Genomic DNA, 23931 nt, shown 5'->3' with positions numbered 1-23931 from the left:
AACGTTATATTTTATCTAACTGGAATAAATAATGAAATACTCATTAAATTGGAAACAACCATTACTCTCCATGAATAAGCGGTTCTTTATATTTATCACATTGATTTTTGCCGGGTTTGTTGTCCTCAGTACATACAAAACCCAACTCGACATGGAGTTGGGCTATTGGCTCTTTTACCAATATTTAAAAATCCTGCTAGCATCCTTCGTTGTATTATTCGCAATGGCTCAAGCCTCCAGATTGTTTTCTGTCGAACTAAGAAATGAGGACGTGGTAGGTAGAAACCGCTTTTTCCGGAAAGTATCCATACCCTATACAGAGATGATCGGTGTGAGCATAGAAATGTTACTAATAGTAAATTGCCTGGTTATTCGCACCAACAGTCGCAAGAAAATCTATGCCCCTTTTGACTTGGATGGATTTTCAGATTTTTCGAATAAAATAGATGCTAGACTAAAAAAATAACAGAGCACTTAAAAACCATGCGTAACCAACATTTTTATATTTTTTAGTTTATACCAAGACTTTCATTACTCCATAGATTAACCTCGCATAAAATTTCATGGAGATATCATGAAGATTTCTGAAGTCGCAGAGATGACAAATATTTCCATTCATACACTGCGATATTATGAGAAAGAAGGGCTATTACTGAATATCCGTAGAAATGAATCCGGTCAACGTATTTTCGATAAGACGGATATTGAATGGCTAACCTGGATTAAACGATTAAAGTCTACCGGGATGCCGCTAGCGGAAATAAAGTCATTTGCCAAGCTACGCCAAGCCGGCTCTACAACCTTGTCAGCAAGGAAGTCTTTGCTTGTCGCTCATAAAACCAACCTTGAACAAGAGATAGCAAGACTCAATGGTGAACTGAATATTGTGCTTTACAAAATAGATGCATACGAACAAAAAATGCTTGACCTAGAGTGAACTCAAGGGATTAGCGTACAGATTCCACTGAAAGGAGTCATTTATGTTTAATCCCGGTTATTACATTACTGCCGAGCTAAAGGTCAAAGTTCCTGAAAATATCGATAAAGCTCGCCAACATTTGAAAGAACTTTGCGAAGAGACTCTAAAAGAGCCTGGTTGCTCTATTTTCACACTTCATCAATGTGTAGATGATAAGAGCCGTTTCTTGCTGTGGGAAAGGTTTAACAGCGAAGATGATTTCACATATCACTTTGAGCAACCTCACACGCAAGAGTATCTGAGGCATGACTTGACAGAGGTGGTGCAGTACTTTGTGACGGATGTGCTTTAACTCGTTCATATCCTGTTTGCTCAGGTCTAATTATCACCAGACACCGACGGCCACCAGTCGGTGTCTGACTCCATTTGCAATCACTGCCAATCACGGTTTGGCGAATGCACTCAAGGAGATTTATGAAGCCAGACTTAACCGGTACACGGATTGTACTGCGCACCATTGGCCCGCACGATACTGCCGATCTGTTCGAGATTTATGGCAATCCACTGACCATGGAGTTTGCCTCTGATCCCTGCTTTACCTCTCCCGCCATGGTGGCGCAGATGATGGCGAGCGTGGTGCGGCTGGAGCAAACGGGGGAGTCGCTGGAGTGGGCGATTGTCGAGCGGGAGGGCAACAAGGTGATCGGTACCTGCGGCCTGCACAGTTTCAGCGAGGCGGGTCGCTGCTGCGAGGTAGGTTGCCTGCTCAATGCGGCCTATTGGCGCAGAGGGTTTATGTCGGAAGCGCTGGGATTGCTGTTCGCCCACGCCAGCACGTTGGGAGTCACCCGCCTCACCGCAGATATCGATGCAGATAACGTCCGCTCTATCGCCCTGTTTGAAAAACTGGGCTTCAAGGCGCATGCAGGGCGCTATCAGCGCACGCTCCCCTTTGTCTGACGAGACCAGAGCCACAGCCCCCTCACCTCTCAGGCCATTGTGGCGAAGCACAGCTGTAAAAAACAGACAAAATAGGACTCCCACCTTTCCAGCTATCACCATTACATTCACGCCAGTTGCAACCCTCTTACCGGCCGCAGGGCGCTTGTCATATACTCTTGTGCTCTTATGACACGCCGGGGAGGCGTTGATATGCAATCACAGACTCACACCTTTATCGTCAATGACAGCCCGCAGCCTTGCCTGCAGGCCGGTTCGGGCGAGCCGCTGTTGCTGATCCATGGCGCGCTGGCCAACCATACCCTCTGGCTCGAACATATCGAGCAGCTCTCACATCACTACACCATCTATGCTCCCACCCTGCGCCACTTTGGCGAGGCGGGCAAAAATGGGCCATTTGGTCTGGAGACCCACGCCAGTGATCTGCTTGCCCTGCTGAAACAATTGCCGTGCGGGCCAGTGCATCTGGCGGGCTGGTCATACGGGGCGGATGTTGCCCTGACCGCGGCCCTGATGGCTCCGGAGCAATTCATAAGCCTCTATCTGGTGGAACCGGGTTGCCCTGGAGCCCTCGATGAACAGGGGATCGCTGCCTTTATGGCCGATGCCGGTGCCATGTTTGGCCCCGTGTTTGGCCAGGTTGGGGAAGGCTTGCTGCAAGAGGCCGTGGCGACCCTGATCGATGGTTCGGGTGGTCATGCAGGCTATTTTGCTGCACAACCGCTCAAGTGGCAGCAGGCGCAGTTGGCAGAAGCCGATAGCCTGCCCAAGCAGTTGAGCCAGAGCGAGCGACCAGATTGGTCACCCGGGCACCTTGCCATGCTCAACATGCCCACCTGCATCGTGCAGGGCGCAGATACCAGAGCGCTGTTTGCGCTGGTCTGCGAGGCTATTGGCAACGCCATTCCCGCCTGCGAGCGCTTGCAGGTGCCACACGTCGGGCACCTCTACCCCATCGAGCAGCCCGCGCTGTTTGTGCAGCATCTGCAACGCTGGCTTGAACAGCAGGCATAAAAAAACCGGAACCCAAGGGTTCCGGTTTTTTTCATTCCAGCCGAGGCTGGCAAACCAGCAAATTAAGCCTGGTTTTTAACTTCTTTCAGACCGCGGAAAGGAGCTTTGGCACCCAGAGCTTCTTCGATACGGATCAGCTGGTTGTACTTGGCAACACGGTCAGAACGGCTCATGGAACCGGTCTTGATCTGGCCAGCAGCGGTACCAACAGCCAGGTCGGCGATGGTAGCGTCTTCGGTCTCACCGGAACGGTGGGAGATGACGGCAGTGTAGCCAGCGTCTTTGGCCATCTTGATGGCAGCCAGAGTTTCGGTCAGGGAACCGATCTGGTTGAACTTGATCAGGATGGAGTTGGCGATGCCGTTGTCGATACCGCGCTTCAGGATCTTGGTGTTGGTTACGAACAGATCGTCACCCACGATCTGGATTTTCTTGCCCAGTTCAGCAGTCTGGTAGGCGAAACCTTCCCAGTCAGATTCGTCTAGGCCATCTTCGATGGAGACGATCGGGAACTTCTCGGTCAGCTCAGCCAGGAAGTCGGAGAAACCGTTGGAGGTGAAGATACGACCTTCGCCTTTCAGGTTGTACTCTTTCTTCTCTGCGTCGTAGAACTCGGAAGCAGCGCAGTCCATAGCCAGGGTGATGTCGGTGCCCAGTTTGTAACCGGCAGCGGCAACGGCTTCAGCGATAACTTCCAGCGCTTCGGCGTTGGATTTCAGGTTCGGAGCGAAACCACCTTCGTCACCAACTGCAGTGTTGTAGCCCTTGGACTTCAGCACTTTGGCCAGGTTGTGGAACACTTCTGCGCCCATGCGAACGGCTTCTTTCAGGGTCTTGGCGCCAACCGGCTGGATCATGAACTCCTGGATGTCGACGTTGTTGTCGGCGTGCTCACCACCGTTGATGATGTTCATCATCGGCAGCGGCATGGAGTAAACACCCGGGGTGCCGTTCAGCTCGGCGATGTGGGCGTACAGCGGCATGCCTTTGGCAGCAGCGGCAGCTTTGGCGTTAGCCAGGGAAACAGCCAGGATGGCGTTGGCGCCGAACTTGGATTTGTTCTCGGTACCGTCGAGGTCGATCATGATCTGGTCAACGGTGGCCTGGTCCTTGGCATCTTTACCCAGCAGAGCTTGAGCGATCGGGCCGTTTACGGCTTCGATGGCTTTCAGCACGCCTTTACCCAGGAAACGGCTCTTGTCGCCGTCACGCAGTTCCAGCGCTTCGCGGGAACCGGTGGACGCGCCAGACGGAGCGGCTGCCATACCAACAAAACCACCTTCCAGGTGAACTTCGGCCTCAACGGTCGGGTTACCACGGGAGTCGATGATTTCACGACCGATCACTTTAACGATCTTGGACATGTGTATTTCCTCAGGTTTCGTAAAAAAACAACAAAAATATGCCAAAAAAAGCGGCTGTGGCACAGTGCCCCAACCGCATTTATTTTCAATTACTTCAAATTACGCTTCTGATACTCGCCTGCCGCCTTCACAAAACCGGCGAACAGAGCGTGGCCATCACGAGGAGTAGAGGTGAACTCCGGGTGGAACTGCGCAGCCACGAACCAGGGGTGATCCGGGATCTCGATGATTTCCACCAACTTCTTGTCGGCGGAGAGACCGGTCACTTTCAGACCTGCCGCTTCAATCTGCGGCAGCAGCTTGTTGTTTACTTCGTAACGGTGGCGGTGACGCTCGTAAATGGTCGGGCTACCGTACATCTGACGCACTTTGGAATCTTCGACCAGGTGGCAGAGCTGGGAACCCAGACGCATGGTACCGCCCAGATCGGACTTCTCGGTACGGGTCTCGATATTGCCCTCTTCATCCACCCACTCGGTGATGAGGCCGACGACCGGATAGGCGCAATCTTTCTTGAATTCGGAGGAGTGAGCCCCTTCCATGCCCGCCACGTTGCGAGCGAATTCGATCATGGCAACCTGCATGCCGAGGCAGATACCCAGGTAGGGGATCTTGTTCTCGCGGGCATACTGGGCAGCCAGAATTTTGCCTTCCACACCACGCTCACCGAAGCCACCCGGCACCAGGATCGCGTCCAGACCTTCCAGCAGCTCGGCGCCACGGGTCTCGATATCCTGAGAGTCGATGTACTTGATGTTGACGGAAAGGCGAGTCTTGAGACCACCGTGCTTGAGCGCCTCGTTGACGGACTTGTAAGCGTCCGGCAGGGAGACGTACTTGCCGACCATACCGATGGTCACTTCACCAGTCGGGTTGGCCTCTTCGTAGATAACCTGTTCCCACTCGGACAAGTCAGCCTCTTTGCACTCCAGACCGAAACGCTCGGTGAAGTAGGAGTCCAGATTCTGGGATTTCAGCAGTGCCGGGATCTTGTAGATGGAGTCGACGTCTTTCATGGAGATGACGGCGCGCTCGGGCACGTTGCAGAACAGGGCGATCTTGGCGCGCTCATTGGCCGGAATGGCACGGTCGGAGCGGCAGATCAGCACATCCGGCTGGATACCGATGGAGAGTAGCTCTTTAACGGAGTGCTGGGTCGGCTTGGTCTTCACTTCACCGGCTGCGGCCAGGTAAGGAACCAGCGTCAGGTGCATGAACATGGCGTTGTTGCGGCCCACTTCGGCAGCCAACTGACGAATGGCTTCGAGGAACGGCAGGGACTCGATGTCACCCACGGTACCGCCTACTTCGACGATGGCAACCTGATGGCCTTCGGCACCGGCAATCACCCGCTCCTTGATGGCGTTGGTGATGTGCGGGATAACCTGAATGGTGGCGCCCAGATAGTCACCACGACGCTCTTTACGCAGTACGTCGGCGTAGATACGGCCGGTGGTAAAGTTGTTGCGACGGGTCATCTTGGTGCGGATGAAACGCTCGTAGTGGCCCAAATCCAGATCGGTTTCGGCCCCGTCCTCGGTTACGAACACTTCACCATGCTGGGTCGGGCTCATGGTGCCCGGATCCACGTTGATGTACGGGTCCAGTTTCATGATGGTCACATCCAGACCACGGGCTTCCAGAATGGCTGCCAGAGAAGCTGCGGCAATGCCTTTGCCGAGGGATGAAACAACGCCACCAGTAACAAAAATATATTTGGTCGTCATGCTGAACCTGAAAGAAGTTTAGGGAATTTTAAGGGGTGCTTCGGGGATGAAGCAGGACGGGGAAACAGTATACCAAAAACCCCTCTCCCAAACAATGAGCAAAAATCTATCAGGCTCACCGCCCCCCCATCTTGCGCCAAATCAACTTTGCTCGGTTTCCTTCGCCTTATCCCAGGCGGCATCGAGCTTTTCGAGGGTGCAATCGGTCATTTTCAAGCCTTCTGCGGCGATTATCTGCTCAACCTGACGAAAACGACGTTCGAACTTGGCGTTGGCGCCGCGCAGTACCTGCTCCGGATCCTTGCCCAGATGACGCACCAGATTGACGGTGGCAAACAACAGGTCGCCGAGCTCGTCGCTCACCCGCGCCTCGTCCACATCGGCCATCAATGCCTCTTCCATTACCTCGTCGATCTCTTCGTGGATCTTGTCCACCACAGGCCCCAGCGTCTTCCAGTCGAAACCGACGGTGGCGCAGCGTTTCTGAATCTTGGCGGCGCGAGTCAGGGCAGGCAGCGCCTGCGGGATATCGTCCAGCACGCTCTCTTTGTCGAGGGCCGCCCGCTCTTTGGCCTTTTCCGCCTCCCAGTTCGCTTTTACCGCCTGCTCGTTGGAGAGATCTGCATCGGAAAAAACGTGGGGGTGACGGCGAATGAGCTTTTCACTCACCGTATCCACGATATCGGCGAAGTCGAACAAGCCCCGCTCTTTACCCAGCTGGGCGTAGAACACCACCTGAAACAGCAGGTCGCCCAACTCCCCTTTCAGCCCCTGCCAATCTTCGGTCTCGATGGCATCGGCCACCTCGTAGGCCTCTTCCAGGGTGTGCGGCACTATGGTCTGGAAGTCCTGTTTCAGATCCCAGGGGCAGCCGTTTTGCGGATCGCGCAGACGAGCCATGATGTCGAGCAGTTGGGAGAGGTCGTAACGTTGGGACATGGGATATTCGCTTTCGATTTGTTCAAAAAGGGTCGTAAATGCAGACCGGCCACTGGGGCCGGTCGGTTCGATATCAAAGCCGCTTGGCGCTGATCACATCGTTAAGCTGACTGAGCTTGGCCAACGCCCGGTTGAAGGCGTTGATGTTGTAAATCTCCAGCTCCATGTCGATCTCGGCGGTTTGCTCGCGCACGTTTGAGCGCGAACGCACCCCCATCACATTAATCTTCTCGTTGGCCAGCACGGTAGTGATATCGCGCAGCAGGCCGGAGCGATCGTTAGAGATGATCCGGATGGTGAGGCCGTAACCGCCGGAGTAGTTCTCCCCCCACACCGCATCGATCAGTCGCTCCGGGTTGCGACGTGACAGCTCCTTAAGCTGCTCGCAATCTTCCCGGTGGATCGAAACGCCGCGCCCCATGGTAATAAAGCCCTGAATGGAGTCCCCCGGAATGGGCTGACAGCAGCGGGCGATATGGGTCATCAGGTTGCCGACCCCTTCCACCACTATGTGATCCTTGGGCTTGTGGCGCATCGGCGCATTGGCCTTCTGCTCCAGCTTCTCCAGCAGGCGGCGATCTTCCTCTTCCGCCGTCGGCTTGTTGTAGCAGGTGTCGAGATAGTTGAGCACCTGGTTGATGCGGATATCACCGCTGCCGATACCGGCCAGCAGATCGTCGGTGCTCTCCAGATTGAAGCGGCGCAGCATGTTGCCCTTGTCGATCTTGGACATGCTGAGGTTGTGGCGATCCAGCTCCTTCTCGAACAGCTCGCGACCGGCCACGATATTCTTGTCCCGATCCAGTTTTCTGAACCAGGTCGCCACCTTGGCCCGCGCCCGGCTGGAGCGCAGGAAGCCGGCGTTGGGGTTCATCCAGTCGCGGCTCGGGTTGGGCTCTTTCTGGGTGATCACCTCCACCTGATCGCCGGTCTGCAGCGCGTAGGTGAACGGCACGATGCGGCCGTCAATCTTGGCGCCGATGCAGCGGTGACCGATCATGCTGTGGACGTGATAGGCAAAATCAAGCGGGGTAGCGCCAGCGGGCAGGTCGATCACATCCCCTTTCGGGGTGAAGACGTAGACTCTGTCCTCGAACACCTGACTGCGCAGATCTTCCAGCAGGGAGCCGCTCTCGGAGAGATCTTCCTGCCAGGCGAGCAGCTTGCGCAGCCACTCGATCTTGTCTTCGAAGGTGTTGGCCTTGCCGCCTGCCTGTGCCCCTTCCTTGTAGCGCCAGTGCGCCGCGACGCCGAGTTCGGCATCCTGATGCATCTGGTCAGTACGGATCTGGATCTCTACTGTCTTGCCCTCCGGCCCCACCACTACGGTGTGGATCGACTGATAGCCGTTGGGTTTGGGGTTGGCGACATAGTCGTCAAACTCGCGGGGAATGTGGTGGAACTGGGTGTGGACTATGCCGAGCGCCGCATAGCAATCCTGCAGCCGCTTGGTCACTACCCGCACCGCGCGCACGTCGAACAACTCGTTGAACTCGAGGTGCTTCTTCTGCATCTTGCGCCAGATGCTGTAGATGTGTTTCGGCCGACCGTACACCTCGGCGTCAACTCCCGCCTCTTTCAACCCATTACGCAGGGATTGCACAAACTCGCGGATATAGCGCTCACGGTCGAGCCGCTTCTCGTCGAGCTGCTTGGCGATCTGCTTGTAGGTATCCGGGTGCAGGTAACGGAAGGCGAGATCTTCCAGCTCCCACTTGAGCTGACCGATGCCCAGACGGTTGGCGAGCGGCGCATAGATGTTGGTGATCTCCTGGGCCATCAGCACCCGGGTCTCTTCATCTGCCGTCTTCGCTTCCCGCAGGCAGGCGATCCGCTCCGCCAGCTTGATCACCACGGCGCGCACATCCTCGACCATGGCGAGCAACATGCGACGCACATTGTCGACCTGCTCCGGCGAGGTTTCGCTGCGATGGAGTGTCTGCAGGGAGCGGATGGCCTCCATCTCCAGCACCCCTTCCACCAGCTTGGCGATCTTGGAGCCGAAATCCTCGTCCATCCGCTCCTGGCTGATGAGACCGGCTTCGACGAAGGGGTAGATGATGGCCGCTTTGAGGGTGCCGATATCCATGCTGAGCATCTGCAGGATGCCCACCATTTCGATGCCGCGTACCAGCAGCTTGCTGGTCAGCGCCTCGTCACCGAGCGTCAGACAATACTGGTAGACGGTTCGCAGCTGATCCTTTTCACTGTCACTCAAGGAGAGCGAGCTGACCCACTCTTCCAGGGTGAAGTTGTCTTTCAAATGAATATCGCGAACCGCAACCATGGTATCAATCCTTTAAATTATCGGGCCGAAAGCTGTCACTTTCTCCCCTCATGAGATTGCCTCAAATGGGGATATCCAGCGCACTTTTCAAGGCATATTGTCCAGAAAGACAATAGAGCGCGCCAACAGGCCCTGCCGAACGACGAGGGTCTAGATTACCCCAATCACATCAGCTCAAACAGCCGCAGACACGCCAGATTACATATCCGCATCGCCGTACCGATGAGCAGGATTACTTCAAATACACACCTGCTCAAACAGCCGCAGACATGCCAGATTACACATCCGCATCGCCGTACTGATGAGCAGGATTACTTCATATACACACCTGCTCAAACAGTAACAAACATGCCGGATGACCTATCCGGCATCGCCGAACTGATGAGTCATTTACTCCCGTTCAAACAGCGCCATGGACTCCAGATGACCGGTGTGAGGGAACATGTCGAGCATGCCGAGGCGCACCAGACGGTAACCCCCTTTCACCAGTACCTGACTGTCCCGCGCCAGGGTGACCGGGTTACAGGAGACGTAGACCACCCGCTTGGGTGAAAGTTTCACGACGTGTCCCATCACTTCCAGCGCGCCGGGGCGAGCCGGATCCAGCAGCACCAGATCAAACCCTTCCCGCGCCCAGGACATGCCGACAATGTCATCGCTCAGGTCGGCTTTGTAGAAACGGGCATTGGTGATGCCGTTGCGACGGGCGTTCTCTTCGGCCCGCTGCACCATGGCCAGTTCACCTTCGACCCCCACCACTTCGCGAGCCTGACGGGCCAGCGGCAGGGTGAAGTTGCCGATACCGCAGAAGAGATCGAGCACCTTGTCATCCTTGCTCGCACCGAGCCATGTCAGCGCCTGCTCCACCATGTTCTGGTTGATGGGGCCGTTGACCTGAATGAAATCACCGGGAGCAAATGCAAGAGACAGGCCATCCAGCGAGTAGGATGGGGAAAAATGTTGCTGAAGCGCTTCGATGCGATCATCGGCCGCCTGCAGATAGAGGTCTATTCCCTGCGCTTTGGCAAACTCCACCAGCAGGGCGCGATCCGCCTCATTGGGGCGGCCGGTGTGGCGCAGCAGCATCATGATCCCCTGCTCGGCCTGAATAAACTCCGCATGGCCCAGCTCGCGCTGGCTCTTGAGGCGATTGAGGCATTCACGCAGCGGGGCAATCAGCGCAGAGAGCGGCTCGGCCAGTACCGGGCACCCTTCGATTTCCACCAGATCGTTGCTGTTGCGACGGCGGAAACCGACCCGGGTGCAGCGACCGTTCTTGTCAAATTTGATGGCCAGACGACAGACCCGACGGTAGGCGCGATCTTCACCGGTCAGTACCGGCTCCAGCGCCGGCGCTTTGATGTTGCCCAACCGCTCGAACAGGCTGACCAGTCCCGCCGCCTTGGCGGCTTGCTGATCGGTAACCGACATGTGCTGGGCACTGCAACCGCCGCACTCGCGATAGTGGCTGCAGAAGGGGGCGATACGGTTGGCTGCCGGGGTCACCACCTGTTGCAAGGCGGCGTGACCGTACTGCTTTTTCTCTTCGGTGATGCGTGCCTTGACGGTCTCGCCGGGCAGCGCCCCTTCGACGAAGATCGCCTTGCCCTGATGGCGACCGATACCGACGCAGTGGTGATCGAGGGTGTCTATCGTAAATTCAATGCGTTGGAGCTGGATGGACTTCTTTTGGGGCTTGAAAAACTGGGCCATAAAACTTGGTGCCTATAGGTGGCTATGTCATGATTGTGGAATCTGCTGCCGGGTATTGTCCCACAAGAATAATAGTATGACCAAATACGGCCACAGAGCCCGTGTATTGCCATCAACCCTATCGCCAACCCTGTTCACTGGTGGCCTGTTCGTATGACCAAATATGGCCTGAGAGCACGCGTTCTCGCCTTCACCATCCTGCCCACCCTGATCATCGGTGGCCTGATGGCCGGTTACTTCACCTTCCACCGCTACCAGCAGCTGGAAAACAACCTCATTGATCAGGGGATCAACATCATCGAACCGCTGGCGATCGCCAGTGAATACGGGATGACCCAGCACAGTCGCGAATCCCTCAAGCGGCTGATTGGCCTGACCCACCGCAAGAACTCCCCCTTCATCAAGTCCATCGCGGTTTTCACCCAGGACAACCAGCTGTTCGTCACCTCGAACTACCACCGGGATTTCACCCGGCTCAGGCTGCCCGATGGCGAGCCCATTCCGGATCTGACCAGCGTGACGTTTCAGGGGGACGACATCATTTTGCGCACCCCAATCCAGGCTGAAACCAGTCTGGATGGCTTCCCGCTGCCCAGCGATGTAGAGCCGCCGATGATCGGCTACATCTCGATGCAGATGGCGACCGATCGGGCCATGTTGCTGCAGTACCGCGACACCTTCTTTGCGGTGATCATGGTGCTCATCGGGGTCGCCTTCAGTACCCTGTTTGGCTTCCGTCTGGTCAAGAGCGTGACCCAGCCCATCACCAACATGGTGCAGGCGGTGCACAAGATCAGGGAGGGGCGGCTCGATACCCGGGTCAGCGGCCAGCTCACCGGCGAGCTGGATATGCTGAAAAATGGTATCAACGCCATGGCCAAGGCGCTCTCCGAATATCACGAAGAGATGCAGCAGAATATCGATCAGGCTACCTCTGACCTGCGCGAAACCCTGGAGCAGATCGAGATCCAGAACGTCGAGCTCGACATGGCCAAGAAACGGGCGCAGGAGGCGGCGCGGGTCAAGTCGGAGTTTTTGGCCAACATGTCCCACGAACTGCGCACGCCGCTCAACGGGGTCATCGGTTTTACCCGCCAGTTGCTGAAAACCAGCCTGACCCCGAGCCAGACCGACTACATGCAGACCATCGAGAAGTCGGCGCGCAACCTGCTTGGCATCATCAACGACATCCTCGACTTCTCTAAGCTGGAAGCGGGCAAGCTGCAGCTGGAGCATATCCCGTTCAGCCTGCGCGACACCCTCAACGAGACCATGCACCTGCTCGGCCCCAGCGCCCACGACAAGCAGCTGGAGCTCTCCCTGCGGGTGGATGCCGATGTGCCGGATTACCTCACCGGCGACCCCATGCGTCTGCAACAGGTGCTGACCAACCTCACCGGTAACGCCATCAAGTTCACCGAACAGGGCAACGTGGATGTCCATATCGAGCAGACCGGCAGTGGCAACCACAAGGTGAGGCTCAACGTCCAGATCCGCGATACCGGCATCGGTATCTCCCAAGAGCAGCAACATCAGCTGTTCCAGGCCTTCAATCAGGCCGACTCCTCCATCTCCCGCCGTTATGGCGGCACGGGTCTGGGCCTCGTCATCACCCAGAAGCTGGTGCAGCAGATGGGCGGCCAGATCCGCTTCGAATCGGAGCTCGGCAAAGGCTCAATCTTCTCGTTCAGTCTGGATGTGGAGGTCTCCCCCCTGCCCCAGACCGATCAACTGCCGCTGGATCGGATCCGTGGCAAACGGCTCTGGCTGCTGGAGCCGGATCCCTTCGCGCAAGCCTCCCTGCTCGCCCTGCTGGCGGAGTGGCACCTCGATGTGCACCCACTGACCAGCGATGATCCCTGGCCCGAGATGAGCGAGCAGGAGATGGTGATCATCGGCAGCAGCACCCTGCATACACCGCAGCAGGTGCTCGGCCGTCTCGACAGACTGAACGGCCAGCAGCAGAACACCATAGTGCTGCTCAGCAGCCACGAGCCGGCGCTCTATGAAGCTATGCTGGCCCATGGCGCCCAGCACTGTCTCTCCAAACCGGTCAACCACCGCAAGCTGCTGCACGCTCTGCTTTCGCCGGAATCGAGCCGCCAGAAGCTGCCCGCCCAGCCTGCGCCGCGCCAGTTGCAGCCAATCAAGGTGCTGGCGGTGGATGACAACGCCGCCAACCTCAAGCTGATCGCCGCCATGCTCAAAGAGATGGTGAGTCAGGTGGTGGTGTGCAAAAACGGCAAGGAGGCAGTCAAACAGGCACAGAGCCAACCGTTCGACATCATCTTCATGGATATCCAGATGCCGATCATGGATGGCATCAGCGCCACCCAGGCGATCCGCAACCAGTCCCTCAACACCACCACCCCGATCGTGGCGGTGACCGCCCACGCCATTCCCGGCGAACGGGAGCGGCTGATCCGGCAGGGGATGGACGACTATCTGGCCAAGCCCATCGACGAGAGCATGCTGGCCCAGCTCATCACCGACTTTGCCCATCGCCGCCACCAGAATAATGGTGCCCAACAGATCGACTGGGCACTGGCGGTGCGGCAAGCGGCGGGGAAAGAGCATCTCGCCAGAGAGATGCTGACCATGCTGCTGGCCAGTTTCGACGAGGTCGAGCCAGTGCTGGATAGCGCGCTGGCTGGCGAAATTGAAGATAGCGAGGTGTTGGCACAGCTCCATCGCCTCAACGGCGGCTGTGCCTATTCCGGGGTGCCGGGGCTGCAACGGCTGCTCTCCCAGCTGGAGCAACAGCTGCGTGACGGCGTGCCGGTGAGCGAGCTGGAACCAGAGCTGCTGGAGCTGCAAGATGCGCTGGAACTGGTGCGCCAGGAGGCGCCCCGCTATCTCGGCAAGGCTTGATGAGCTTGACCTGAACTGTAGCGGCCCCCGCTTTTTCTGACGCGAGGGCTGCCAGATGGTAAAGTTGCGCCGTTTACACAGGAGTCAGCATGACCAACAACGATATTCTGCGCCGTCTGCGCTACGCCCTCACCATCAGCAACGACCAGATGGTCGAGATGTTTGCCAAGGGCAACCTGACGGTCACTCACGCCCAGCTGCACAGCTGGTTGATGAAAGAGGCGGCGGAAGGTGAAGAGCAAGAGGCAGGCTATGTTGCCTGTCCCGACTCGGCCCTGAGCCAGTTCCTCGACGGTTTCATCATCGCCCGCCGCGGCGTGCGCGAAGATGCACCGGCCCAGGTGATCCCGAACCGGATCAACAACAACATGATCCTGCGCAAGCTGCGCATCGGTCTCAACTTCAAGGAAGAGGACATGCTCGGCACCCTCAAGCTCGCCGACTTCAACCTCTCCAAGTCCGAGCTCAGTGCCCTGTTCCGCTCCAAGGATCACAAGCACTATCAGGATTGCGGGGATCAGATCCTGCGCAACTTCCTGATCGGTCTCACGGCCAAATACCGCGGCTAACCAGCCGCGCGACTGACCAGACCGGGCCTTCGACATGTGCCAGCGACTCACTCCTCCCACGCTCAGCAGACTGACTGTGGCAGGGGGATGGCGCTGGCGCTGTCTTCTTCCCCTCTTCTTTCTGCCACTGGTTCTGCTGCTGGGTGGTTGTACTCCGTCCGAATACCAGCTCTCTACCCGCTATCAGAGCGCCAACCAGAATGAGCGGATCGCCTTTTTGATCCTCCACTACACCGACGAAGACGATGCCAACTCCCTGCGCCTGCTGACCGAGCCGGAGCACAAGGTGAGCGCCCACTACCTGATCCCCCGCGATAGCCACGAAACACCGCTCACCGTCTATCAGCTGGTGCCGGACAACGCGCGCGCCTGGCACGCGGGACGCAGCCGCTGGCACCAATATGCCGGGCTCAATGCCAGCTCCCTTGGCATCGAGATCGTCAACCTCGGCTATCCAGCAGAAGATGAGCCGCTGGCCCCCGATGCCCGCCGCTGGCAACCCTATACCCCGCAGCAGATAGCTGCCGTCGGCGCCCTCAGCCGGGAGCTGGCCGCCCGCTACCAGATTCCACCGACCCAGGTGCTGGGCCACAGTGATGTCGCCCCCGAGCGCAAGCAGGATCCCGGTCCCCACTTCCCCTGGCGCCAGCTCTATCTGACGTACGGAGTCGGCGCCTGGCCCGATGAAGATCGGGTGGCCGAGATATTGGCCAGCCCTTTGCCCGACTGGGATGCGGCCATGTGGCAGCAGCAGCTGGCCCGCTATGGCTATGGCCTGTCCCGGAGCAGCCAGTGGGATGAGCAGAGCCGCGCCGTCTTGGGCGCCTTTCAGCTCCACTTTCGCGCCAGCAAGGTCGATAGCAAACCGGACCGCGAGTGTCAGGCCATCCTGATGGCGCTGATCGAAAAATACTTCCCCTAATCCTCATCCATTGCCCCCGTTGCTGCGTACTGTTTGATAGCCGTTAGCTATCAAACAGTTAGGCACAAGCAATTGTCCCTGCATTTTGCAAGGTGTTACTCTGACTGCGTTCCGAAAGAGAATTTAAAACCGATTTCCAAATCTGGAGGTGAATGATGAAAAGCCCGATTGGTCTTGATACTGCTCAATCACAAGCCCTGGCAGCCGAGTTGAACAAATTGCTGGCCAGCTACCAGATCCTCTACATGAACGTGCGCGGCTTCCACTGGAATATCCGTGGCAACCAGTTCTTCGAACTGCACCTGAAATTTGAAGAGATTTACAACGACCTGCTGCTGAAAGTCGATGCACTGGCCGAGCGGATCCTGACCCTGGACGGGGTGCCGATGCACAGCTTCAGTGACTACCTGAAAGTCTCTGCCATCCCGGAGCAAAAAGGGCTGCACGATGGCCGCGCCTGTGTCGAATCCCTGCTGGATAGCTTCCGCGAACTGCTGGTCGCCCAGCGCCGTATTCTGGGTCAGGCCGCCGAAGCCGGTGATGAGGGCACTGCCTCCATCCTCTCCGACTATGTGCAGCAACAGGAAAAACTGGTCTGGATGCTGCGCGCTTATCTGGCCTGATAGTGAACCAAGCCGACTACAGCGTACGTATGATTGCTTGAGTAAGTACCGGGCCGGAAGCACCTGACCAGACCACGGCCCAATCCGTCTGATTGTTATGTTCTGTTGCAAACCTGAGTTGTCTCTCCTTTTATCCACCCGCTTGCCGCCCTGTTTGGGCGGCTTTTTTTGTTTTTGATCTGCATCAAGGGAATCTTAATTGGCAAATTGAATACCTATTAAGTTTTTCGCGAGAGGAATAGAATCGCCACAAAACAGACAACTGAAATGTCCAATTAGGAGAGACATGATGTTTTGTGTGCAATGTGAACAGACAATTCGTACCCCGGCAGGCAACGGCTGTGCCTACGCACAAGGTATGTGCGGCAAGACGGCGGAAACCTCGGATCTGCAGGATGTGCTGATCTACACCCTGCAGGGGCTCAGCGCCTGGGCGCTGGCCGCCCGCGAGCAGGGCATCATGGATCGCGAGGTCGATGCTTTCGTGCCCAAAGCCTTCTTCGCCACCCTCACCAACGTCAACTTCGACTCGAATCGCATCGTGGCCTACGTCAATCAGGCCCTCGCCTATCGCCAGCAGTTAGCCAATCGTCTGACCGCCATGGCGGTGCAGGTCAACGACTTGCCACAGTCCGCTTACTTCGAACCCGGTGCCGAACTGCTGGAACAACTTGCCCATGCCGCGCCAGCCGCCCCCAATCGGGGCAAGAGCGAGGTGAACGAGGACATCATGGGGCTGCGTCTGCTCTGTCTCTACGGCCTCAAGGGCGCGGCCGCCTATATGGAGCACGCCCGGGTGCTGGATCAGCAGAGTGACGAGGTGGCCGCCGAATTCCACCGCATCATGAGCTGGCTCAGCACAGATCCGAGCGAAATGGGTCGGCTGTTCAGCTGTGCCATGGAGATCGGTCAGCTCAACTTCAAAATCATGGAGATGCTGGATCTCGGTGAAACCAGTGCTTTCGGCCACCCGGAACCGACCCAGGTACGCGTCACGCCAATTCCCGGCAAGTGCATTCTGGTCTCCGGCCACGACATGATGGATCTCAAACTCATTCTGGAGCAGACCAGGGGAACCGGCATTCATGTCTACACCCACGGCGAGATGCTGCCCGCGCTGGCCTACCCCTTCTTCAAGCAGTACCCCCATCTGGTGGGCAACTACGGCTCCGCCTGGCAAAACCAGCAGAAGGAGTTTGCCAACTTCCCGGGCGCCGTGGTGATGACCTCCAACTGCATCATCGACCCGAATGTGGGCAACTACTCGGATCGCATCTTCACCCGCTCCATCGTCGGCTGGCCGGGCGTAACCCATCTGGAGGGGGATGATTTCTCCGCCGTGATCGCCAAGGCGCAAGCGCTGGAAGGCTTCAAGCACACCGAGCTCGAGCACTTCATCACCATCGGCTTTGCCCGCAACGCCCTGATGCAGGCTGCGCCCGCAGTGATTGAGAAGGTCAAAGCCGGAGAGATCAGCCACTTCTTCCTGGTAGGTGGCTGTGACGGCGACAAGGCCGAGCGCGCCTACTTCACCGAATTTGCCAAGGCTGCACCAAAAGACAGCCTGCTGCTCACCCTGGGCTGCGGCAAGTACAAGTTCAACAAGCTCGACTTTGGCGACATCGGCGGCATTCCTCGTCTGCTGGACGTGGGCCAGTGCAACGATGCCTACTCCGCCATTCAGCTGGCACTGGCGCTCTCCGAAGCGTTCGAGTGCGGCATCAATGATCTGCCGCTGACCCTGGTGCTCTCCTGGTTCGAGCAAAAAGCCATCGTCATTCTGCTCACCCTGCTCTCCCTCGGGGTGAAAGACATTCGTACCGGCCCGACCGCCCCCGCCTTCCTCACCCCGGCTCTGCTCAAGGTGCTGGAGGAGCAGTTTGGCCTGAAAGGGACCACCACGGCCGAGGCTGACTTGGCCAAGATCCTGACGGCCTGATCGGCACCTCATGTTGTAAGCATTTGGCGAGCCGCCCGGCTCGCCTTTTTTCTGGACCCGGCTTTTTCACCAGACGTTTTTCGAACCGTTTCAAACCTAAGGAGCCTTGTGATGACCTCTCTCACGCTCACCTGCATTGGCCGCCAACAGAACACCCACGACGTAGTGAGCTGGCAGCTGGCGCCGCTTTCCGGCAGCCTCCCTCCCGTGCTGGCGGGCCAGTGCATCACCCTGCATACCGAGATTGATGGCCAGCCGGAGTGCCGCGCCTATACCCTCTCCTCCAGCCCGCAGGACGGGTGCTGGCAGGTAACCATCAAGGATGTGGGACGGGTCTCCCACCATCTGCACCAGACCTTGCAGGTGGGAGATCACATCCGGGCCGATGGCCCGTTTGGCGATTTCAACCTGACCACCCTGCCTTGCCAACGACCGCTGCTGCTCAGTGCCGGTTCCGGCATCACTCCCATGTGGGCCATGTTGCGGGACGAGCTAGCCAAACGGCCGGATGCCAATATCCGCTTTATCCATAGCGCCCGTTCGCCGAAGGATGTGATCTTCGCAGACGAGCTGGCGACCCTGGCCGCGGCCCATGCCGGTGTGCGTCATGCCCTGATACTGGAAGAGGCGCCGAAGGCTCATCCCTGGGTGGGCCGACTCACCCCTGCCATGCTGGCCGAACTGGCCCCTGATCTGCTCGCTCGCCATGTCTATCTCTGTGGCCCGGCCCCCTATATGGCGGCTATCAGCACCATGCTGGCAGAACTCGGGCTGCCACCAGAGCAGCTGCATCAGGAATCCTTTGGCCTGCCCCCCGTAGAGCCCGCAGCTACCGCCAGCGACCACTTCTGGTTAACCCTGAAAAAGAGCGGCAAAAAGGTGAAAATCCTGCCGGGCCAGACCCTGCTGGCGGCGCTGGAAGCGGCGGGTGAAACCATGATGGCTGCTTGTCGCGCCGGAGTATGTGGCAGCTGTCGTTGCACCACCACAGGTGACATCGAGCGCCAGAGCGTGATGACCCTGAGCGCGCAGGATCTGGAGAGCGGCGTTGCTCTGGCCTGCTCCTGCACCGCAAAAGGGGATATCAGCCTCGATTATTGAGGTATACAAAGGGCTTCATTGGCATCTCAACCTTTTCCCGAGCGGGCAGGACGGGTAGACTCTGCCCCAGTTTCACCAGAACACGGGATAAAAAATGACAATACTGGTCACAGGGGGCGCCGGCTATATCGGCTCCCATACCCTGGTTGAGCTGCTCGGCGCTGGGCAGCAGGTCGTGGTACTCGACAACCTCTCCAACTCCTCACCGGAGTCACTCAAGCGGGTCGAGCAGATCACCGGCAAGCCGGTCACCTTCGTCGAAGGGGATGTGCTGGACAGAGCCTGCCTGCAGCAGCTGTTTGCCAACCACCAGATCGAATCGGTCATCCACTTCGCCGGTCTCAAAGCGGTCGGGGAGTCGAGCCAGATCCCGCTCACCTACTACCAGAACAACATCAGCGGCACTCTGGTGCTGTGCGAAGAGATGGCCAGGGCCGGGGTTTTCCGGCTGGTATTCAGCTCCTCGGCCACCGTCTATGGCGATCCCGCCTCGGTGCCGCTGCGGGAAGATTTCCCCACCAGCGCCACCAACCCCTACGGCCGCTCCAAGCTGATGGTAGAGGAGATCCTGCGCGATCTCGCCAAATCCGATCCCCGCTGGGCTATCGTACTGCTGCGTTACTTCAACCCGGTCGGCGCCCACGAGAGCGGCCTGATTGGTGAAGATCCCAACGGCATCCCCAACAACCTGCTGCCCTATATCAGCCAGGTGGGTGTCGGCAAGCTCAAGGAGCTGGGGGTATTTGGCAACGACTACCCGACCCCGGATGGCACCGGCGTGCGCGACTACATCCATGTGGTGGATCTGGCCATCGGTCACCTGAAAGCACTGGCACGCATCAAGAGCGACACCGGCGTCTTCACCTACAACCTGGGCACAGGTCAGGGCTACTCGGTACTGGAGATGGTCAAGGCGTTTGAAGCGGCCAGCGGCCGATCCATTCCCTACCAGATCAAACCCCGTCGCCCAGGCGACATCGCCGAGTGCTGGGCAGAGCCAACGCTGGCCCGTGCCGAGCTGGGCTGGCAGGCAGAGCGCGGTCTGGAGCAGATGATGGTCGATACCTGGCGCTGGCAAAGCAACAACCCGAACGGCTATCAAGGCTGATCTCTCGCGGGTGGATAACAGAACGCCCCGACATTTTCATGTCGGGGCGTTTTATTTTGCGACGTTCAATCAGTGGGTCTGACTGCGCAGCAGCGGCACACGGGCCAATCGGGGGGAAATGCGCTCTATCAGCCGATCCGCCAGCGGGGTCAACAGCAGCCAGGGCAGACAGAGGGTCGCCAGCCCCAGTGCGCCGACGTAGACATCGGTAAACCAGTGGGCGCCAGCCAGAATGCGCGGTGCGGAAAAGATCGGCACCATCAGCAATGCGGTGACTCCCGCCCAGCGCGGCAGATAACGCAAGGCGTAGCCGGCGAAGATCATCAGAAACAGGGCGTGATCGCCGGGGAAACTATCGCCAGAAGAGTCCTTGGTCGGAATGCCGCTGATCTGGGTGACCCGCAGCGCATCGGCCACCATCAGGGTCGGGCTGGGTCGCTCTACCGGCAATCTGTGACCAAGCTGGTTGATCACCAGTGCACTCAGCAGCATCACTATACCCATCGCCACCAGTTGGCGACGACCCGCCAGATCCCGTGCAAAGAAACAGCTGGCCAGGATCAGCCCCATGCAGGCCAGCACCGCCAGATCGAACAGCCGGTTATTGGTGATGGCCACCAGATCGGCCCACAACGGCGACTGCCCGAGCCAGCCGTTGACGGTATGAAAAATCGTGAGGTCCCACTGATCCCAGGGACCATGAGCGGGCAACGCAGCCCAACTGATGGCCACCAGACCACCGACCAGATAGCAAAGCAGGAACTTGCCCATGGGGAGTCTCCTTTGGAAAAGGGCAATATCGTAAAACTGTAGCGTGCGTCACAAAACCGAAGAATTGTAAGAAAGTGCGACACAATATCAAGCCTCAAATAAAACCCACCATCCCATTCCAATCTCGCATATCCCAACAGCGCCAAGATTTCTGCCTCCGGTGCTGCATCTGTGGGCCTCTCACCATGAGTGCGGCTTGTGCCACCACCGCAACACCCCCTAGAATGCGCACTTCCCTTTACTGCGAAAGGAAGCGGTATGCATATTCACATTCTCGGGATCTGCGGCACCTTTATGGGTGGTCTGGCGGTGTTGGCAAAACAGCTTGGTTACCGGGTGACCGGTTCGGATGCCAATGTCTATCCCCCCATGAGTACCCAGCTCGAGCAACAGGGCATCGAACTGACCGAAGGCTATGACCCCTCCCAACTCGATCCGGCGCCGGATCTGGTGGTGATTGGCAACGCCATGAGCCGCGGCAACCCCTGTGTTGAATATGTGCTGGACCGCAATCTACCCTACATCTCCGGCCCACAGTGGCTGCTGGAACACGTGCTGCAGGATCGCTGGGTACTGGCCGTCGCCGGCACCCATGGCAAGACCACCACCGCCAGCATGCTGGCCTGGGTGCTGGAGTACGCCAAGCTGGAGCCCGGATTCCTGATCGGCGGCGTGCCGGGCAACTTCCCGGTTTCCGCCCGTCTCGGCTCTGCCCCCTTCTTTGTCATCGAAGCGGACGAGTATGACTGCGCCTTCTTCGACAAGCGCTCCAAGTTCGTCCACTACCACCCGCGCACCCTGGTGATGAACAATCTGGAGTTCGACCACGCGGACATCTTCCCGGATCTCGCCGCGATCCAGCGCCAGTTCCACCACCTGATGCGCACCGTGCCGAGCAACGGCCGGGTGCTGTTCCCGCAAGCCGATGACAACCTCACCGCCGTACGCAAGATGGGCTGCTGGAGCGAAGTGGAGCTGGTCGGTCAGGACGACGCCAAGTGGAAAGCGGTCAAGCTGGCCGATGACGGCTCCGCCTTCGAGGTGTGGCTGGATGGCGAAAAGCAGGGTGAGGTGCACTGGGAGTGCATCGGCGAGCACAACGTCAACAACGGTCTGATGGCCATCGCTGCCGCCCGCCACGCCGGTGTCATGGTAGAGCATGGCATCGCCGCCCTCTGCCAGTTCAAATCCCCCAAACGGCGGATGGAGCTCAAGGGCGAGGTAGCTGGCATCAGTGTCTATGACGACTTTGCCCACCACCCCACCGCCATCGAGACCACCCTCGGCGGCCTGCGTGCCAAGGTAGGCTGCTCACGTATTCTGGCGGTGCTGGAGCCTCGCTCCAACACCATGAAGCTGGGGGTTCACAAGGAGGAGCTGGCTGGCTGCTTCGATGGCGCCGACGAGGTGTTCTTCTTCCAGCCGCCCAACATCGGCTGGGATCTCGGCGAGGTGACGGCCCATATGACCCGTCCGGCCAAGGTATTCAACGATCTGGAGACCCTGATCAACCGGCTGGTGGCCGAGAGCCGCGATGGCGACCATATTCTGATCATGAGCAACGGCGGCTTCGGTGGCATTCATGACAAGCTGATCGCCCGCCTCAAGGATTACCACGGCGAACTATGAACAAAGCGATCACCCTGGCGCTGACCGGCGCCTCCGGCGCACCCTACGCCCTGCGCCTGCTCCAGTGTCTGGTGCAGGCGGACTATCGGGTCTACCTGCTCGCCTCATCGGCGGCTCGTGTGGTACTCAAGACAGAGCAGCAGCAGGATTGGCCCGGCTCCCCGAAAGAGCTCTCAGCCTATCTTTGTCGCCAATATGGCGCCAAGGAGGGGCAGATTGTCGCCTGCGGCAAGGAGGAGTGGTTCTCGCCAGTCGCCTCCGGTTCGGCCGCGCCCAAACAGATGGTGGTCTGCCCCTGCTCAATGGGCACCGTCTCGGCCATTGCCAACGGCACCTCCGACAACCTGCTGGAGCGGGCAGCGGATGTGGTGATCAAGGAGCGCGGCCAGCTGATCCTGGTGCCCCGCGAAACCCCCTTCTCGGCGATCCATCTGGAGAACATGCTGAAACTGGCACGGCTCGGGGTGACCATCATGCCCGCTGCGCCCGGTTTCTATCATGAGCCGAAAAGCATCGCCGATCTGGTGGACTTTATGGTCGCCCGCATCCTCGATCATCTCGGTGTCGAGCATGAGTTGACCCACCGCTGGGGCTATGGCCACCACTGAGCTGACCGCTATATCCGGCCATAAAAAAACGGCGCCACTCAATGAGTGACGCCGTTTTTTCGTTAAGCCGTGTTAGCGAGCCTGAATTGGCGCCGTCACGTACTTGAACAGGAAATCAGTCACCTCTTGGCGCGCCGGGCGCTGAGGTTGATTGATCATCTGCATCATCACATAGCCAAAACCGGTCAAAGAGCGGGCCAGATCCTGTGCTGACAGCACGCTGGTGATCTCCCCTGCATCCATGGCGGTTTGCAGCTCGCTGGCGATCAGCTCAAGGCAGTGATCCAGCAGCCGGGTATAGCGGGGCCATACCTCTTCCCGAACCGATGAGCTCCACTCCAGCCAGATACCGGCATAATCCGGTTGATCGTAGGCGGCATCGACAGAGAGGCGTACATGACGCTGGATCTTGTCGAAAATGGAGCCCTGGTCACCGTATGCCTGCGACAGCATTTGGTTCACAAAGCGTTCGATCTCGGCCAGCACCTCATCTACCAACTCCTCGCGGGTGTTGAAATAGTTGAAGACGGTAGCCACAGAGACCTTGGCCTGTTCGGCTATCTCGGCGTGACCTGCACGGCCAATGCCGCGACGGGAGAACACCTCGATGGCACATTCCATCAATTGGGAGCGACGAGCTTCCGGCGACAGCCGGGTACGACGTCTTATTTCTGCGCGTGGTTCCATAGTTTTTATCATCTAATAGTTATTGATTATGGTGTTTATAGTATTTTAACTAATCATGCCTGAGTGCCTGCTAACTCTATCAATTAAAATAAGCCGATAAAAGCACCACGTATCTCTAGCACCCTTCAACATGAGTGGTAGAATCATCGGTTTTGATATTCATGAACGGCCAAATCCCCT

The 23931-nt window shown here is 57.9% G+C and carries 21 protein-coding genes; 14 read left to right on the top strand and 7 right to left on the bottom strand.

Annotated features, from left to right (window positions below; genetic code table 11):
* Positions 1-31 precede the first annotated feature (31 nt).
* The 5 genes from ACB035_RS13700 (at position 32) to ACB035_RS13680 (ending at position 2893) form a co-directional block, all read left to right on the top strand.
* On the top strand, positions 32-466 hold the full coding sequence (locus tag ACB035_RS13700) for a hypothetical protein (RefSeq protein ID WP_371167466.1): 435 nt from the start codon (positions 32-34) through the stop codon (positions 464-466).
* Between the two features lie 108 nt (positions 467-574).
* The gene (locus tag ACB035_RS13695) at positions 575-937 is read left to right on the top strand and encodes a MerR family transcriptional regulator (protein ID WP_164536119.1); all 363 of its coding nucleotides are present in this window, start codon (positions 575-577) and stop codon (positions 935-937) included.
* A gap of 43 nt (positions 938-980) precedes the next feature.
* Positions 981-1271 (top strand): putative quinol monooxygenase, encoded by a 291-nt coding sequence (locus ACB035_RS13690; RefSeq protein WP_371167465.1) that lies wholly within the window; start codon positions 981-983, stop codon positions 1269-1271.
* A 122-nt stretch (positions 1272-1393) separates the two neighbouring features.
* Entirely contained in the window at positions 1394-1879 is a 486-nt protein-coding gene (locus ACB035_RS13685) for a GNAT family N-acetyltransferase (RefSeq protein ID WP_371167464.1), read from the top strand.
* 192 nt (positions 1880-2071) lie between these two features.
* Positions 2072-2893 (top strand): alpha/beta fold hydrolase, encoded by an 822-nt coding sequence (locus ACB035_RS13680; protein WP_371167463.1) that lies wholly within the window; start codon positions 2072-2074, stop codon positions 2891-2893.
* A 62-nt stretch (positions 2894-2955) separates the two neighbouring features.
* Here ACB035_RS13680 and eno read toward each other — a convergent pair whose 3' ends face one another.
* The 5 genes from eno to rlmD form a co-directional block, all read right to left on the bottom strand.
* The gene (gene eno, locus ACB035_RS13675; RefSeq protein ID WP_371167462.1) at positions 2956-4257 is read right to left on the bottom strand and encodes a phosphopyruvate hydratase; all 1302 of its coding nucleotides are present in this window, start codon (positions 4255-4257) and stop codon (positions 2956-2958) included.
* A gap of 89 nt (positions 4258-4346) precedes the next feature.
* A complete protein-coding gene (gene pyrG / locus ACB035_RS13670; RefSeq protein ID WP_371167461.1) occupies positions 4347-5984 on the bottom strand; it encodes a glutamine hydrolyzing CTP synthase in 1638 nt (545 codons plus the stop codon).
* A 141-nt stretch (positions 5985-6125) separates the two neighbouring features.
* On the bottom strand, positions 6126-6923 hold the full coding sequence (mazG, locus tag ACB035_RS13665) for a nucleoside triphosphate pyrophosphohydrolase (protein WP_202005806.1): 798 nt from the start codon (positions 6921-6923) through the stop codon (positions 6126-6128).
* A gap of 73 nt (positions 6924-6996) precedes the next feature.
* Positions 6997-9210 carry a GTP diphosphokinase gene (gene relA, locus ACB035_RS13660; RefSeq protein WP_005335588.1) on the bottom strand — a complete coding sequence of 738 codons (2214 nt, stop codon included), beginning with the start codon at positions 9208-9210 and terminating at the stop codon, positions 6997-6999.
* A gap of 390 nt (positions 9211-9600) precedes the next feature.
* Positions 9601-10923, bottom strand: a complete 1323-nt coding sequence (rlmD, locus tag ACB035_RS13655; protein ID WP_252655725.1) for a 23S rRNA (uracil(1939)-C(5))-methyltransferase RlmD — start codon at positions 10921-10923, stop codon at positions 9601-9603.
* A 153-nt stretch (positions 10924-11076) separates the two neighbouring features.
* Between rlmD and barA the strand changes: the two genes are divergently transcribed.
* The 7 genes from barA to galE all read left to right on the top strand — a co-directional run bounded on the left by barA (position 11077) and on the right by galE (position 20056).
* Positions 11077-13794 (top strand): two-component sensor histidine kinase BarA, encoded by a 2718-nt coding sequence (gene barA, locus ACB035_RS13650; protein WP_042052370.1) that lies wholly within the window; start codon positions 11077-11079, stop codon positions 13792-13794.
* 89 nt (positions 13795-13883) lie between these two features.
* Entirely contained in the window at positions 13884-14363 is a 480-nt protein-coding gene (locus tag ACB035_RS13645) for a DUF1456 family protein (protein ID WP_005335594.1), read from the top strand.
* Between the two features lie 34 nt (positions 14364-14397).
* Positions 14398-15285, top strand: coding sequence for an N-acetylmuramoyl-L-alanine amidase (locus ACB035_RS13640; RefSeq protein ID WP_371167460.1), 888 nt, complete (start codon positions 14398-14400; stop codon positions 15283-15285).
* 155 nt (positions 15286-15440) lie between these two features.
* Positions 15441-15908: a Dps family protein gene (locus ACB035_RS13635; RefSeq protein ID WP_005362843.1), complete on the top strand. Its 468-nt coding sequence runs from the start codon at positions 15441-15443 to the stop codon at positions 15906-15908.
* 289 nt (positions 15909-16197) lie between these two features.
* A complete protein-coding gene (gene hcp, locus ACB035_RS13630) occupies positions 16198-17847 on the top strand; it encodes a hydroxylamine reductase (RefSeq protein ID WP_371167490.1) in 1650 nt (549 codons plus the stop codon).
* A 111-nt stretch (positions 17848-17958) separates the two neighbouring features.
* Positions 17959-18948: an FAD-binding oxidoreductase gene (locus ACB035_RS13625; RefSeq protein ID WP_371167459.1), complete on the top strand. Its 990-nt coding sequence runs from the start codon at positions 17959-17961 to the stop codon at positions 18946-18948.
* A gap of 94 nt (positions 18949-19042) precedes the next feature.
* Positions 19043-20056: a UDP-glucose 4-epimerase GalE gene (gene galE / locus ACB035_RS13620; RefSeq protein ID WP_267513373.1), complete on the top strand. Its 1014-nt coding sequence runs from the start codon at positions 19043-19045 to the stop codon at positions 20054-20056.
* A gap of 69 nt (positions 20057-20125) precedes the next feature.
* On the opposite strand, the gene ACB035_RS13615 is transcribed toward galE, so the two are convergent.
* A complete protein-coding gene (locus ACB035_RS13615; RefSeq protein WP_371167458.1) occupies positions 20126-20827 on the bottom strand; it encodes a phosphatase PAP2 family protein in 702 nt (233 codons plus the stop codon).
* Positions 20828-21085: 258 nt separating this feature from the next.
* Here ACB035_RS13615 and mpl point away from each other — a divergent pair, with 258 nt between their 5' ends.
* Both mpl and ACB035_RS13605 read left to right on the top strand, forming a co-directional pair.
* A complete protein-coding gene (gene mpl / locus ACB035_RS13610; RefSeq protein WP_103252327.1) occupies positions 21086-22456 on the top strand; it encodes a UDP-N-acetylmuramate:L-alanyl-gamma-D-glutamyl-meso-diaminopimelate ligase in 1371 nt (456 codons plus the stop codon).
* Entirely contained in the window at positions 22453-23064 is a 612-nt protein-coding gene (locus ACB035_RS13605) for a flavin prenyltransferase UbiX (protein ID WP_069529846.1), read from the top strand. The genes mpl and ACB035_RS13605 overlap by 4 nt, the downstream gene beginning before the upstream one ends.
* Positions 23065-23136: 72 nt before the next feature.
* Here the strand turns inward: ACB035_RS13605 and ACB035_RS13600 are convergent, their stop codons facing one another.
* Positions 23137-23751, bottom strand: coding sequence for a TetR/AcrR family transcriptional regulator (locus ACB035_RS13600; RefSeq protein ID WP_042079938.1), 615 nt, complete (start codon positions 23749-23751; stop codon positions 23137-23139).
* Positions 23752-23931 lie beyond the last annotated feature (180 nt).

It is taken from the genome of Aeromonas sp. S12(2024) (genome assembly GCF_041402305.1).
Taxonomy (GTDB): domain Bacteria; phylum Pseudomonadota; class Gammaproteobacteria; order Enterobacterales; family Aeromonadaceae; genus Aeromonas; species Aeromonas veronii.
Note: the sequence above shows the minus strand (reverse complement) of the source record. Positions and strands in the feature narration are given on the sequence as shown.

What these genes read in the sequence shown, in the direction of transcription:
- ACB035_RS13700 (WP_371167466.1), top strand. Translation starts at nt 32, where the DNA reads ATGAAATACTCATTAAATTGGAAACAACCATTACTCTCCATGAATAAG.
- ACB035_RS13695 (WP_164536119.1), top strand. Translation starts at nt 575, where the DNA reads ATGAAGATTTCTGAAGTCGCAGAGATGACAAATATTTCCATTCATACA.
- ACB035_RS13690 (WP_371167465.1), top strand. Translation starts at nt 981, where the DNA reads ATGTTTAATCCCGGTTATTACATTACTGCCGAGCTAAAGGTCAAAGTT.
- ACB035_RS13685 (WP_371167464.1), top strand. Translation starts at nt 1,394, where the DNA reads ATGAAGCCAGACTTAACCGGTACACGGATTGTACTGCGCACCATTGGC.
- ACB035_RS13680 (WP_371167463.1), top strand. Translation starts at nt 2,072, where the DNA reads ATGCAATCACAGACTCACACCTTTATCGTCAATGACAGCCCGCAGCCT.
- eno (WP_371167462.1), bottom strand. Translation starts at nt 4,257, where the DNA reads ATGTCCAAGATCGTTAAAGTGATCGGTCGTGAAATCATCGACTCCCGT.
- pyrG (WP_371167461.1), bottom strand. Translation starts at nt 5,984, where the DNA reads ATGACGACCAAATATATTTTTGTTACTGGTGGCGTTGTTTCATCCCTC.
- mazG (WP_202005806.1), bottom strand. Translation starts at nt 6,923, where the DNA reads ATGTCCCAACGTTACGACCTCTCCCAACTGCTCGACATCATGGCTCGT.
- relA (WP_005335588.1), bottom strand. Translation starts at nt 9,210, where the DNA reads ATGGTTGCGGTTCGCGATATTCATTTGAAAGACAACTTCACCCTGGAA.
- rlmD (WP_252655725.1), bottom strand. Translation starts at nt 10,923, where the DNA reads ATGGCCCAGTTTTTCAAGCCCCAAAAGAAGTCCATCCAGCTCCAACGC.
- barA (WP_042052370.1), top strand. Translation starts at nt 11,077, where the DNA reads ATGACCAAATATGGCCTGAGAGCACGCGTTCTCGCCTTCACCATCCTG.
- ACB035_RS13645 (WP_005335594.1), top strand. Translation starts at nt 13,884, where the DNA reads ATGACCAACAACGATATTCTGCGCCGTCTGCGCTACGCCCTCACCATC.
- ACB035_RS13640 (WP_371167460.1), top strand. Translation starts at nt 14,398, where the DNA reads ATGTGCCAGCGACTCACTCCTCCCACGCTCAGCAGACTGACTGTGGCA.
- ACB035_RS13635 (WP_005362843.1), top strand. Translation starts at nt 15,441, where the DNA reads ATGAAAAGCCCGATTGGTCTTGATACTGCTCAATCACAAGCCCTGGCA.
- hcp (WP_371167490.1), top strand. Translation starts at nt 16,198, where the DNA reads ATGTTTTGTGTGCAATGTGAACAGACAATTCGTACCCCGGCAGGCAAC.
- ACB035_RS13625 (WP_371167459.1), top strand. Translation starts at nt 17,959, where the DNA reads ATGACCTCTCTCACGCTCACCTGCATTGGCCGCCAACAGAACACCCAC.
- galE (WP_267513373.1), top strand. Translation starts at nt 19,043, where the DNA reads ATGACAATACTGGTCACAGGGGGCGCCGGCTATATCGGCTCCCATACC.
- ACB035_RS13615 (WP_371167458.1), bottom strand. Translation starts at nt 20,827, where the DNA reads ATGGGCAAGTTCCTGCTTTGCTATCTGGTCGGTGGTCTGGTGGCCATC.
- mpl (WP_103252327.1), top strand. Translation starts at nt 21,086, where the DNA reads ATGCATATTCACATTCTCGGGATCTGCGGCACCTTTATGGGTGGTCTG.
- ACB035_RS13605 (WP_069529846.1), top strand. Translation starts at nt 22,453, where the DNA reads ATGAACAAAGCGATCACCCTGGCGCTGACCGGCGCCTCCGGCGCACCC.
- ACB035_RS13600 (WP_042079938.1), bottom strand. Translation starts at nt 23,751, where the DNA reads ATGGAACCACGCGCAGAAATAAGACGTCGTACCCGGCTGTCGCCGGAA.